The following is a 12,699-nucleotide window of genomic DNA, read 5'->3' as shown; positions in this document are numbered from 1 at the left end:
GTAAATTTGCGCGCACGTAGTATGCGCCCGTTCATTCTAGTCGTTCGCCTCAAGGAGGGTCAAAGCGGCAGCGTGTCACCGAGCCGCGCGAACGTCACGCCACGGTCCAGCAAGCCTGGAAGGGCTCGCGCATATCCCTCCGCAGTGCCGCCGGCGGGCTGGTTGAAATGCGAGATCACAATCTGGCCGGCGCCCTGTCCTGCAGCGATTTTGCCCACTTCGCCCGCGACCGTCGGGGCCGGGAAGGTCGCGCCGCCGTCGCCGTTCACCGTGAAGCTCACCGGGACCAGTCCGAGGGCATTGGTGATCGCCACGGCGACGTCGTCGTAGTAGGCGGTTCCGGCCCTGAAGAAGCGGGGGGCTTTGCCGCAGAGCCGCTCCATGACCTCCTGGTTGCCCATGACCTCGTCATACACTTCGCCCGCATTGGCGGTGCCCGGGATGCCGTACGCTGAGCGACCGTTGACCGATAGGGGCTGGTGCCGGAAGCCGTGGTTGCCGAGCTCGAACAAAGGATCGGCCGCGAGATCGGCGGCCAGCCCGGGGTTGGCCTTGATCCAACGGCCGTTGACGAACAAGGTGGCGGGAACGTTGAGCTTGCGCAAGGTCTTGAGCAAGCGTTGATCGCAATCCGAACCCTGGGGGCCACCGCAAGCGTCAAACGTCAAGACCGCATGCGTGGACGCGGTTTTCGAAACCACCCCGGCGACAGCAAGCCCCCATTCGACGGGCTTGCGCCCCGAAAATTCGGCCACAACCTGGGACTTCGACGGCGGTGTCGGCCGCGTTTCGGGCACGACCGGATACTGGCCCGCCTCTTCCACGACCGGCGTTGAAACCGTTGTGGGGCGAGGCTCGGGTGCAGCTGCCGGTTGTTGGGCGCAGGCGGCCAGTCCGGTCATCGCGAGTCCGGCGGCAGCCGCCAGCAACGACCTCCGGCCCGGCAGCCCCGATGGGCCGGACGAGTGGCCCCCCGGCTGGAATTCCCCCATGGAATCCTCTTCTGTTGTAGATCCTGAGTGTGGAGATGTGCCTAGAAATGCGTCAGGCAATGGGCTGGACGTTCGACGGCGAACATGTGCTGGGCAGCCAATGCTGCTCCGGGCGTGTGCTCGCGGATCCGGCCTGCCGAAGCCAAGGTTACAGGATTGACGGCACCCAAATAGACAGACCCCAAATCGGTGACATCCATGCTCAGGTCCGGACTCAAGTCCTGGCTCCCGCCACCCGCCTCACTGACGGTGACGACGCCGCCGTCGGACGTCAATTCCCACGTACCGTCGGCAAAACCGAGCGCGTCCCGGACTTCGAGCACCAACCGTCCGTCGGCGCCGTAGCGGCGGGCTGACAAGGCTGCAGGGACGTCCAGGACGCGCAACCACAACATGTCCCGATAGTCGGAAGACGTGACGCAACGTCCGTCCTCGAGCGCCCACGCAAGGGGGTCTTCAACGGGAGCCTCAGGCCAGGAGACCCGATCGACGAGATCGATGCTGCCCAGGAATTGCCACAGTTCCAGGTATGCGGAGTCTGTCGCGGCGACGAGGTCCACGATTTCCACCGTGTATGGCTTCGTGTCCCAGCCGGCGAACTTGTAGGACACGTAACCGTCAACGGCGCCGTCCGGTCCGTAGTGGAGCGCACACTTGATGGCCTTGTCTTCACTGCCGTCGCGCTTCATGGCCCCGGACACGTGATGGCGGTAGGAGTCCTGCCTCACGATGGACCCCGGCGTACGGTGGTGAACCCGTTCGAAAACCTCGGGCGCGAGTTCGAGAAGGACTCTTGGATCTGCGATCTCCACCCGGCCGACGGGCTCATGACGGATGCGGAATTTCGGACCGGTGTCCACCTTGATGCTCCGCTCGAAGGTTGCGACGCCAAAACCAAAGCGGCCATAGATGGATGCCTCGGACGCGGTCAGGGCGGCCATGGCGAAACCGTCGTCCTTGGCATCGGTGAGATCGGCGGTCATCATCCCCCGCAGGATGCCATGCCGCCGATGCGTTCCGCGGACGGTGACAGCGGTGATCTGGCGCGTCCGTAGTTCCTGGCCGAAGCCAACATTCAGGTTGTTTTCCAGCGTTCCAAAGGTCGCAACCGGAAATCCCGGGTTGAGCGCATGCAGCGGAGGTTCTTCGTTGACGTAAACGCCCGTCAGCTCACGGTTGTCCGCTTGGTACATCGCGAGAATCTTGTCGATGAGCTCATCGCTTCGTTGCTCGTCGTGGAATCCGAAGCCAACGGCCTGGAGCCAATCACGTGCTTGTCCGTAGTCCGGGTTCTCCTTCTCGACGGAACGAAAGCGCTTGACGTTGTATTTTTCGTTTGTTTCCTTGGGATCAGCCACGTCCCGAGCCTAGCCAGACAGCATGGGGGCACGCCACCTTATCAGCGGCGTGCCCCATCCCGGCCTGCAACGCAGGCCTGTGCGCCTGTTAGTGTCCGGCGTCGTACCAGCTGGAGCCGACTCCGAGCTGCACGTCCAGCGGCACCGTGAGCTCGGCCGCCGTGCCCATTTGTTCGGTCACGAGCTTTTCGACGGCTTCGCGTTCACCGGGGGCAACCTCGAGCACAAGTTCGTCATGGACCTGCAGCAGCATCCGGGACTTCAGCCCCTGGCTGGTCAACTCGGCCGAAACGCCGAGCATCGCCCGCTTCATGAGGTCCGCCGCCGAACCCTGGATCGGCGAGTTCAGTGCGATGCGCTCGGCGATCTCCCGGTGCTGGCGGTCCGTGCTGGTCAGGTCCGGAAGATAGCGGCGGCGGCCTTCGATCGTGGACGTGTAGCCGTCGATCCGGGCCTGCTCCACCACGCCACGCAGATAGTCCCGCACTGCGCCGAAGCGGTCGAAGTAGTCCTTCATGAGGGTCCTGGCTTCGTCGACCGAGATTTCCAGTTGCTTGGACAGGCCGAACGAAGTCAGACCGTAGGCCAATCCATAGGACATGGCCTTGACCTTGGAGCGCATGGCACTGGTGACCTCGTCCGGTGCCACGTTGAAGATGTGCGAGCCGACATAGCGGTGCAGGTCCTCACCCTCCTTGTACGCCTGGATGAGTCCTTCATCGCCGGACAAATGCGCCATGATACGCATTTCGATCTGCGAGTAGTCGGCCGACAACAGGCATTCGTAGCCGTCACTGACGACGAAAATTCCACGGACGCGCCGGCCTTCCTCGCTGCGCACCGGGATGTTCTGCAGATTGGGATTGTTCGAGGAAATACGCCCCGTGGCCGCGACGTTCTGCGCGTACGTCGTGTGGATGCGGCCGTCCTCAGCCACTGATTTCTTGAGGGTCTCCAGCATTTGGGCCAGCTTGGAGGATTCGCGGTGGGCCATGAGCTGCACCAGGAACTCGTGGCCGGTCTTCTCCAGGAGAGCCTTCAGCGAGGCGGCGTCCGTTGTGTAGCCGGACTTGATCTTCTTGGTTTTGGGCAGGCCAAGTTCTTCGAAGAGGACCGTCTGGAGCTGCTTGGGCGAGCCGAGATTGACTTCGTGGCCAATGGCTGCAAATGCCTGCTCCTGGGCGTTGTCGATCACCTTCGCGAGGTCCGCGAGCTGTTCGTTCAGGCGCTCCGTGGAGATGGCAATGCCCGAGAGTTCCATCTGGGCCAGAACTCGCGCGACCGGCAGCTCCAACGTGGTCAGGAGCGCCTCGGCCTTGCGCTCGGCGAGCTCGCTTTCGAAGTGCTTGCTCAGTGCGTGCACGACGGCGGCCTGCTGGACGAGCGCGCTGGCCGCGGCACCGTCCGGCCCATCGCCAAGTTCGAGTTCCAGCTGGCCGGTTTGCGTCGCCGCGGTCGTGACAGTGATCCTCAAATGGTGCTGGGCGAGCTCGGCGAGCTCGTAGCTGCGGCGGTCCGGCTGGATCAGGTAGCCAGAAATGGCAGTGTCGTCCACCACCCCTTCCAAGGCAAGTCCACGGTGGTGCAAGGCCTTCAATGCGTCCTTGAACTCGTGCATGACCTTGGCCTCTTCGGGGTCCCGCAGCCACTTTGCCAAGACGGCATCGGCCGCAGCGTCCAAGGACGATAGCTCGATGTAAGCAGCACCGTTGGCGCGCACGATGGCGAGTGCATCGGCGTCGTCGCCAATCCGTCCCGGCACCAACTGCACGGCGACGGCGGCACGGCTCCCCGCACCGGCGGCGAAGAACTGCTCCAGGGCGGCGGCGTCCTCCAGGATCTTGTAGTCGGGCGCGTCGATGGTTTCGGGAGGCGCGCCGGCGGTGTCATCGCCATAGAGAGCGAACAGCCGGGGGCGGAGGGTCCTGAACTCGAGGGTGTCGAAGAGTGTCTCGATCTCCTGGCGATTTGGACGCGGCTCCTCAAGTTCCGCGAGCGTCACGGGGAGCTCAAGGTCCCTGAGGAGCTGGTTGAGGCGGCGATTGCGCTTGACGGCATCGATGTTATCCCGGAGGGCGCCACCGACTTTGCCGCCGATGGAATCCAGGTTCTCCAGGATCCCTTCCAGGCCGCCGTAAAGGTTGATCCATTTGGCTGCGGTCTTGGGGCCGACGCCGGGGACGCCCGCAAGGTTGTCGGCGGTCTCTCCTACCAGCGCGGCAAGATCGGAGTAGCGGGACGGGGGCACGAAGTACTTTTCTTCGATGGCTGCCGCGTCCATGCGAGGAATATTGGACACGCCCTGTTTCGGGTACAGGACGAACACGTTGTCCGTGATGAGCTGGAAAGCGTCACGGTCCCCTGAAACCAGGAGGACTTCGTAGCCTGCGGCCTCGCCCCGCGCTGCGAGTGTGGCGAGGATGTCGTCAGCCTCGTAGCCGGGCATCTTGATGGTCTTGATGCCCCATGCCTCCATGACATGGTCGATGAGATCGATCTGCCCGCGGAATTCCTGCGGCGTCTCGTTGCGGCCAGCCTTGTATTCGCTGTACTCCGCCTTGCGGAACGTCGTGTCGTCCGAGACATCGAAGGCCACCGCGACGTGGGTGGGCTTCTGGTCCTTGATGAGGTTGATCAACATCGAGGTGAAGCCATGCACGGCGTTGGTGTGCTGGCCCGAGGATGTGGCGAAGTTCTCTGCCGGAAGAGCATAGAACGCCCGGAACGCCATCGAGTGACCATCGAGGACCAAGAGCCTCGGCCGGCCACCTGCCGCGGTGCCCGCCATGGCTGTTGAAGGGTCTGGTGCCGTTGCGGTGGCAGTTGATGTTGCTGTTCCAGTTGATGTTGTTGTTCCAGTTGACACTGGCGTTGACGTTGCCGTTGGAACTGAGTCCGGTTTGGTTGTTTCGCTCACAGGTGCCAGCCTAGTTGCCATGATGGACAATTTCACGCCGGGCCCGTTCACCGACGAACTCAATGCGGCTGGCGTCCCGCTGGAGTTGCACGGTTGGCTTTCCCGCTATGGCGTGGGCTCGCTCGTGGCGAAGATGGGCATCAAGTTCCTTGAACTGGGCCCCGAACGTACCGTCGCCACCATGCCGGTGGAGGGCAATACCCAGGTTGCCGGCATCCTTCACGGCGGAGCCCATGTGGTCCTCGCCGAAACCTTGGGCTCCTTCGCGGCGGCCCTGCATGCCGGATCCGGACGCCATGTGGTGGGAATCGAGGTGGGCGCAACCCACCATCGCTCCATAGCGAGCGGCCTGGTCACCGGCACATGCACAGCCATCCACTTGGGCGGCACGCTCGCCACGCACGAAATTGTCATGACCGACGAACATGGCCGACGGCTGTCAACTGCCCGGATTACCAACATGATCCGGGAGAACAGGGCCCGCTGACCCGGCACGCGCGGGGAACCTGTAGCGCAGCTCGACTGCAGCGCCACCAAGGGTGCGGGACGAGCTCAACTCGAGCGGCGCCGTCGGGCTCTCGACAGGCAGCAATCGCTTACCGGAACCCAAGGCGACGGGGATAAGGGTGACAATCATCTCGTCGAGCAGGCCGGCCCTGGCGAACTGGGCAACAAGGTTTCCACCGCCAACCAGCCATACGTTCTTGTCGCCGGCGTCGGCAATCAGGTCCGGCGCGAACTCCTCAACCTCTCCACGCACGAACGTGACGTCCGCACCGGGCGGCGCGGCGTATTCGCGGTGGGTGAAGATCCAGCATGGAATACCCGGGTAAGGCCATTTGCCCGGTTCGTGTTCCATGAGCCAGCGGTAGGTCTGGCCGCCCATGACAATGCAGCCGATGCCCGCCATGAAGTCTTCGTAGCTTTCGGTGACGCCCTCGGCCTCTTCGAACTGGAGCAGCCAGCCGAGATCGTCTTCTTTCGTGGCGATGAACCCGTCAAGCGAGGATGCCACGTAGTACTGGAAATCCGCCATGGCCCCACCCTACCCATGAGGCAGCGGCGTTCACAGCTACTTCGAGAAGTAAGGAACGATCAGATAGATTCCGAAAAGCACGGCGATTCCGCAGGCTGCGAAACACAGGTAGGCAAGGGACCGGACCATGACCGGTGACTTCTGCCGGGCGTCGCCCGCGATGGCAGTGAGCCGGACGCCGAGCGAATAGAGCACTACGAGGACCAACGCCGCCACAAGGGTCGCGCCGGCTACCTGCACCAGATCCAACCACTTCATGCCTGGATGTCCTCACTCATGCTTTTGCTCGGGTTCTGTTTTTCAGCGTTCTTCTTGCGGAAGCGGACCGCGGTACCGGCTTCCTCGACTTCGACGGCGTTGTGGTGGCCCACGTGCGACTTCCTCGAGTAGATGAACATATAGACGACGACGGCGGTGCCCACCACTGCGGCGATAACCACGCCGACGGTGCCGGTGCCGATGAGGAACGCGGTCAGGGCGCCCACGATGGCAGCCGCAGGGAGGGTGAAGAGCCAGCCGGTGGCGATGCGCCCCACCGTTCCCCAGCGCACCGTGGTGCCCTTGCGTCCGAGTCCCGAGCCAATGACCGAACCTGAGGCCACCTGCGTGGTGGACAGCGCGAAGCCGAGGTGGGACGAAGCGAGGATGGCCGAAGCGGTGCTGGCTTCCGCAGCGAAGCCTTGGGCGGGCTTGACGTCGGTCAGCCCGGAGCCCATGGTCCGGATAATGCGCCAGCCGCCGGCGTAGGTTCCGATCGCGATGGCGAGCGCGCAGGCCCCGATGACCCAGAGCTGCGGGCCGCTGCCGGCAGGCTGGGTTCCGGCGGCGATCAGGACGAGGGTGATGATGCCCATGGTCTTTTGCGCGTCGTTGGTACCGTGTGCCAACGCGACAAGGCTCGAGGTGAAAATCTGGCCGGTACGGAACCCGCCGCGCTTCTGGGTCAGCTTGTCGCCGGTTTCGGGGTCATGCCGGGACGTCAGGGCGTAGGCCAGCTTGGTGCATAGATAGGCCACCGCACCGGCGAGGAGCGGCGAAAAGATGGCCGGAAGAATGACCTTCTGGAGCACGGTGTCGAAGTTGACGGAGTGGAATCCGATGCCGACGATCGCCGCACCGATGAGGCCGCCAAAAAGCGCGTGCGAAGAACTGGACGGCAGCCCCTTGAGCCACGTGAACATGTTCCACAGGACGGCCCCCATCAGCCCGGCGAAGACGATCTCCGGCGTGATGTGGATACCGTCCGTGCCCTCGCGGATAAGGCCTCCCGAAATGGTCTTTGCCACTTCGGTCGACAGGAACGCGCCCACGAGGTTGAGTACCGCGGCCAAGGCAACAGCCGTCTTGGGCTTGATGGCACCCGTGGCGATCGGAGTCGCCATGGCGTTCGCGGTGTCGTGGAACCCGTTGGTGAAGTCAAAAAATAAGGCCAGCGCTATGACAAGCGCGACCATGAAGGTGATTCCCACCCGGTGCCCAATCTGCAGAGTCGACGATGCGCAGTTTCACTTCCCCGGGCTTGCCCGAAACAAACAGTTCAGCAAGCGTTCATCTGACTGTACTGGCGGAATTAACCATGGCGGGCGTGAAACCTTAAGAATCCTACGTGCCATTGCAGGCATGGCCAAACATCGAATCATCCAAGGAATTGCCGAACGGCCGCGATATCGCTCCGTGACAGGCCCCGCCGCGGGTCCGGTGAGATCCAAAGCACACGGCTGCCGAGGAACTCGGCCCAGGACCGGGCCGCGGCTTCATAGTTCAGCTGATCGTCCATCCACACGATGCGTTCGGCTCCGGACTCGTGGACGTCCCTTTGCAAAACGTCCAGCTTCCACCAATCGGCGGTCTGGTCCCAACCGTCGCTGGTCAAGACGGGCCAATGCTCACCATGGAGACCGATGGCCGGGCACAGGAACTCGGGCGCGAGCCGCTGCCATGTCGTCAGCCAAACAAACCTCGCCGCGGGATGAGCGGCCAGCTCATTGAGCTCGTCAACCAGTTCGGAGGCGTAAACGACGTCCAGGATTCCAGCGTCGGCGATTTTCCATTCGGTACCCCAATCGGTGAAGCCCATGGGACCGAAGGGGTTCACCACGCCGTCGACGTCCAGATACAGCGACACGGTGGTCATGCAGCCCCCTCCCCGACGTGCCAACAAGGCCAGCGTAAGGCAAGCGCTGGTGTCAGGGCAGTCCGGGGACGGCTTGCCGGGTGAGTTCGCGTGCGGGATTGCCGCCGAAGATGCTGTGGGCGGGGACGTCTTCGCCCTTCATCAGGAACGAGTCGGCTTCGAGCTGGGAACCTTCGTGCAGGGTGGTTCCATAGTGGACGAATGCGCCTACTCCAAGGGTGCAGCCGGGACCAAGCGTGATGGCGTCGAGTTTGAACGCGCCGTCCTCCATGGAATGGCACTGCACGCCGGAGTGGACATTGAGGGTGCAATAGTCCCCGATGGTGACGAGGGTCCTTTCGGGGATCCCGCAACCGTCGTCGAAGACCTTCTTGCCCATCCGGATCCCCAACATGCGCCAGATCACGGGTTTGAACGGTGTCCCGTTGAACATTTGCACGATGCCCCCGGCGCTGAGCTTCCAGAAGCGCTCATGCCGCCAGAAGGGCACTTCGTAGATGGAGCAGAAGAGCGGTGAAAGTCTTCCGAAGCGGAGGGATGCCCGCTCCACCAGGACTGCCAGGGCGTTGGTGGTGATGACCATTGTTCCCAACCCGGCCAGGGCTCCGAGGCCTCCTGCCGCAGGGAGGAAGGCCTGCGATGCCCAGGCGGCCAGGAGAATCACGTAGAGCTCAACCCAGCGGCCCAGCAGGTAGAGGAGCAGCGTCACAGCATTGTGCCGGTTCTTTGCCGGGATCCGCCGCCGCAATTCCTCCGCCGTCCTGAACCGGTCGAAGGCACTGTCGCGGTCTACTGTGCGCGGGATTTCAAAGGGTGGAGAGCCCAGGAGGCCCACCCCCTCACGGAGCGGACCTTCCAAAGGCACCATGGTCTTGGTGCCCAGGAGGCAGTTGTCGCCCACCCTGGCTCCGGCGGGATAGGCGATGTTGTTGCCGAAGAAGCTCCTGGCCCCAATGACGGCAGGCGAGAGGCGGAACGCGGTGTTTGAATAGTCGGCGTTGATGATGGATAGACCGTCGGAGACCATGGTGCCGCTGCCGACCGTCGCCAGCGTGGGGCTGTCGTGCTTCAGCCCGACGCCGAAATTGGATCCGGTCTGCACCATGTCCGGCTGGTGGTAGCCCAGGACATTCAAGTAGTGCACGATCAGGGAACTGTCCCCCGTGAGTTGGAGGAGTGACTTGAGGTTTGTCAGCCGCTGAATGGTCCGCAGGAGTCCGAACCGGGGGCCATAGAGCGGATAGTCCTGCCCAGGGACCAGGAACAATGCCAGCAGCCTGGGAAGGGTGGCGACGAGGGCGAAGGCGGCCAGGATGCTGCCGAAGAGAACGACGAACGAGACCAGCAGAAGTGCGCCCCAGAATCCGGGCCGGGCAGGGTTTGTGTCGCCGGTGGGAAGGGAGGCGAGCAGGATGTCAATGGCTCCGATTCCGAGGGACGACACGAGCACCACATGGTTCACGACCGTCCAGAAACCAAAGCTGACCCGGCTGCGCGTGCCGCTGATGGCGTGTCCGTCCAGCCGGTAGTTGGTGCCGGCGGGTTGGGCCGGTGAGCCATTCCAGGCGGAGCCCGGGGGAACGCTCTGGAAGCGGTGCAAGGAGGAGCTATGCCCCAGTTGGGCGTCGTCGCCCATCGCGGTGTCTATGTCCAGTGTGGCCTGCTCACCAATCAGGACGTTGCGGCCGAGGGTGACTGGCCCTGTTTGGATCCGGCCGCCGTGGGCACGGTAGCAGTAGAAGGCGGAGTCCTTTCGGATCACCGTGTCCGCCCCTACAGTCAGCAGGTCGGGGCAGGCGGGAATCCTTGAGGAGAGGATGGTTACCCGGGGGCCGATCCTGGCCCCCAGCGCTTTGAGGTAGAGGGGAAAGACCGGCGTCCCGACGAACATTCGGACGGGGCTTGTATTGACCAAGCTCTTGACGAACCAGAAGCGGACGTACTTTAAGGACCAGAGAGGGAAGTCCCCGGTCTTCCATCGGCCGATGAGCGCCCATTTGAGCACAACGGGTAGGACTGCCAAGGCCAGGAACGACACGGCGCCGACGACGACGGAGCGCATCACGAGGTCGCCGGGCTGCCGGGACCCGCCGATCCACTGCTCGCCGGCCACGGGGATGAGCAACGCCACGTACGCGTAGGCCAGGGCGGCCATTGCCTGCAAGGCCCCGCACAGCAGGTACTGGCCGGTCCCAACGCGCAGGAAGGGTTCCGCCACCGCAGTTTCCGCGCCCCCGGCGTCGGCCCCCGCCAGCGCCTCGTCGTTCGCTGCGTCCAGGGCGGCCGCCAAGGCGGCGATGGTCGGATGTGCATAGATTTCGCGCATCGAGACTGAGGGTGGGTCGGCTTCCTTGCGGACGTTGGCGCAGAAATGAGCCAGCAGCAGGGAGTTTGCCCCGAGGTCGTTGAAGAAATTGGCGGTGGTGGAGACTGAGGTGAGCTGGAGGGCGGCAGCCAAAGCCGGGGCGAGGATCCGTTCCGTCGGCGTCATCGGCCTGGTGTCTGCGACGTCTGTACTGACCGCGCGGGGGCCAGTGGGATGTGGAAGCCTGCTGCGGTCCACTTTCCCGCTGACCATCATCGGCATGGTCCGGAGGGGCTGGAAATAGCCCGGCACCATGTAGGCGGGGAGCCGCTCGCGCAGCCAGGCGCGGATGTCGCTTCCTTGCACCCTGGGTGCGTCCTGGTGCAGCGTGTAATAGGCGGCGAGTTCCGTGGTTCCCGGCCCGGGCTCCCACGTCTTCACAACTGCCATCGCTATCCCGGGCATCTGCAGGAGGACACTTTCGATTTCGCTGAGCTCAATCCGATAGCCCCGGACCTTCACCTGCGTGTCGGTGCGGCCGTGGTACTCGATTTCGTCGTGGTCGTTGAACCGGCCGAGGTCACCGGTGCGGTAAATGCGATGGGACGGGTTGTCCTCCAGGCCCAGGAAATCGGGAATGAACGCCTTTTCTGTGAGTTCGGGCCGGTTGATGTAGCCCCGGGCGAGCCCGACGCCCGCCAGTCCGATTTCGCCCAGCTCGCCGCGAGGCAGTGCACGGTCCTGGACGGGATCCAGGATGACCGCCGAATAGCCGGGCAACGGTTTGCCCAGGGTCACGGGCTTGCCGGGCTCCGCCGTTCCCCAGGTGGCTGTCACCGTCGCTTCGGTGGGCCCGTAGACATTCAGGAAACGCCGGCCGGGCCGGTGCCAACGCTTCACAAGGTCCTCCGGGCAGGCTTCACCTGAGACGAGCAGGAACCGCAGCCCGGGCACGTCGTCGTCGAGCGTGGCGAGCAGGGTCGGCACACAGCAAAGGGCGGTGATGTTCCGGGCCTCGATGAACTCGGCAAGATCCGGCCCGAGGAGGTTGTTCCCGGGCGGCCGGGGCACCAAGGTGGCCCCGACCATCCAAGGCACCCAGATCTCCTCCACGGAGAAATCGAAAGCCGTGGTCATGCCTTGGTAGACCCGGTCCCGGGAATCGTAGCCATAGGTTTCGGCGGCAATGCGCACGAAGTGGCAAATGCTGGCGTGGGCGATGGCCACTCCCTTGGGCCGTCCGGTGGATCCTGAAGTGTAGATGATGTAGGCCAGTCCGTTGGCCGGGGACGTCTGCCCCGCCCAAGCCAAGCGGGAGGGTTCAAACGCGGCAATGCGGTGGTCCTCCTTGTCCACGCGAATGGCCAAGTCCGCGGTCCCGGGCAGGAGGCTGTCCGCGAGGCGGGAGACAGTCAGGAGCATGGTGACGCCGGCGTCTGCGGCTATATAGGAAATTCTCTCGGGAGGGAACGCCGGGTCGAGGGGCACGTAGACGGCGTGGGCCTTGAGGACCGCAAGCATGCCGACGTAGGACCGCACCGGGTCCTCGAAGAGCAGTGCGATTCTGTCGCCGGGGCTTACCCCGCGGGCAAGAAGGTAGCGGGCGAGCCTATTGGCCCGGGCGTCCAGTTCTCCGTAGCTGAGCGAACCATCCGCCGTTTCCACGGCAGGATGACGGCGGTGGCCTTCGGCCCGTTGCCGGTCGCACCGGTTCTCGAAGAGCTCCTCAAGCCGCTCGCCGGGGCTCCACCGGATGGTATTGCCCAGTGCCGGGTTGCCCAGTGCCGGGTTGCCCGGTCCCGCGTTGCCCAGTGCGGTGCCGACCAGGACCGGGGCACCGTCCCTGAGCTGGATCATGGATCCGGGGCTTGTGGCCGATCCGCCCGGGGTCCGGCCTGGGTCCACATGCCTTCCCATGTTCGCCTCCTTGTCCTGGCTTTGTGCCCGGCCGGCGGGC

The 12,699-nt window shown here is 64.0% G+C and carries 9 protein-coding genes; 1 reads left to right on the top strand and 8 read right to left on the bottom strand.

From position 1 onward, the window contains the following. Nucleotides 1–59: 59 nt before the first annotated feature. The 3 genes from ABD742_RS08960 to polA form a co-directional block, all read right to left on the bottom strand. On the bottom strand, nucleotides 60–992 hold the full coding sequence (locus ABD742_RS08960; protein ID WP_234749535.1) for a polysaccharide deacetylase family protein: 933 nt from the start codon (nucleotides 990–992) through the stop codon (nucleotides 60–62). Between the two features lie 41 nt (nucleotides 993–1,033). Further along, the gene (locus tag ABD742_RS08955; RefSeq protein WP_234749537.1) at nucleotides 1,034–2,350 is read right to left on the bottom strand and encodes a GNAT family N-acetyltransferase; all 1,317 of its coding nucleotides are present in this window, start codon (nucleotides 2,348–2,350) and stop codon (nucleotides 1,034–1,036) included. 88 nt (nucleotides 2,351–2,438) lie between these two features. After that, entirely contained in the window at nucleotides 2,439–5,081 is a 2,643-nt protein-coding gene (gene polA / locus ABD742_RS08950; RefSeq protein WP_234749979.1) for a DNA polymerase I, read from the bottom strand. Nucleotides 5,082–5,286: 205 nt separating this feature from the next. Here polA and ABD742_RS08945 point away from each other — a divergent pair, with 205 nt between their 5' ends. Beyond that, entirely contained in the window at nucleotides 5,287–5,754 is a 468-nt protein-coding gene (locus ABD742_RS08945; protein WP_234749539.1) for a hotdog fold thioesterase, read from the top strand. On the opposite strand, the gene ABD742_RS08940 is transcribed toward ABD742_RS08945, so the two are convergent. From ABD742_RS08940 to ABD742_RS08920, 5 genes are all read right to left on the bottom strand, one after another. Further along, nucleotides 5,707–6,303, bottom strand: coding sequence for a dihydrofolate reductase family protein (locus tag ABD742_RS08940; protein ID WP_234749542.1), 597 nt, complete (start codon nucleotides 6,301–6,303; stop codon nucleotides 5,707–5,709). The two genes, ABD742_RS08945 and ABD742_RS08940, sit on opposite strands and share 48 nt — an antisense overlap. A 36-nt stretch (nucleotides 6,304–6,339) precedes the next feature. Further along, on the bottom strand, nucleotides 6,340–6,561 hold the full coding sequence (locus tag ABD742_RS08935; RefSeq protein ID WP_234749544.1) for a hypothetical protein: 222 nt from the start codon (nucleotides 6,559–6,561) through the stop codon (nucleotides 6,340–6,342). After that, nucleotides 6,558–7,772: an inorganic phosphate transporter gene (locus ABD742_RS08930; protein WP_234749547.1), complete on the bottom strand. Its 1,215-nt coding sequence runs from the start codon at nucleotides 7,770–7,772 to the stop codon at nucleotides 6,558–6,560. Before ABD742_RS08930 ends, ABD742_RS08935 begins: the two co-directional genes overlap by 4 nt. Before the next feature lie 167 nt (nucleotides 7,773–7,939). Further along, nucleotides 7,940–8,437, bottom strand: a complete 498-nt coding sequence (locus ABD742_RS08925) for an HAD domain-containing protein (RefSeq protein ID WP_234749549.1) — start codon at nucleotides 8,435–8,437, stop codon at nucleotides 7,940–7,942. 52 nt (nucleotides 8,438–8,489) lie between these two features. After that, nucleotides 8,490–12,659 (bottom strand): Pls/PosA family non-ribosomal peptide synthetase, encoded by a 4,170-nt coding sequence (locus ABD742_RS08920; RefSeq protein WP_234749551.1) that lies wholly within the window; start codon nucleotides 12,657–12,659, stop codon nucleotides 8,490–8,492. Nucleotides 12,660–12,699 lie beyond the last annotated feature (40 nt).

It is taken from the genome of Arthrobacter ramosus (genome assembly GCF_039535095.1).
Lineage (GTDB): Bacteria > Actinomycetota > Actinomycetes > Actinomycetales > Micrococcaceae > Arthrobacter > Arthrobacter ramosus.
Note: the sequence above shows the minus strand (reverse complement) of the source record. Positions and strands in the feature narration are given on the sequence as shown.

Excerpts from the sequence above, each read along its gene's own strand:
- ABD742_RS08925 (WP_234749549.1), bottom strand. The coding sequence starts at position 8,437 with ATGACCACCGTGTCGCTGTATCTGGACGTCGACGGCGTGGTGAACCCC.
- ABD742_RS08945 (WP_234749539.1), top strand. The coding sequence starts at position 5,287 with ATGATGGACAATTTCACGCCGGGCCCGTTCACCGACGAACTCAATGCG.
- ABD742_RS08940 (WP_234749542.1), bottom strand. The coding sequence starts at position 6,303 with ATGGCGGATTTCCAGTACTACGTGGCATCCTCGCTTGACGGGTTCATC.
- ABD742_RS08920 (WP_234749551.1), bottom strand. The coding sequence starts at position 12,659 with ATGGGAAGGCATGTGGACCCAGGCCGGACCCCGGGCGGATCGGCCACA.
- ABD742_RS08960 (WP_234749535.1), bottom strand. The coding sequence starts at position 992 with ATGGGGGAATTCCAGCCGGGGGGCCACTCGTCCGGCCCATCGGGGCTG.
- polA (WP_234749979.1), bottom strand. The coding sequence starts at position 5,081 with ATGGCGTTCCGGGCGTTCTATGCTCTTCCGGCAGAGAACTTCGCCACA.
- ABD742_RS08935 (WP_234749544.1), bottom strand. The coding sequence starts at position 6,561 with ATGAAGTGGTTGGATCTGGTGCAGGTAGCCGGCGCGACCCTTGTGGCG.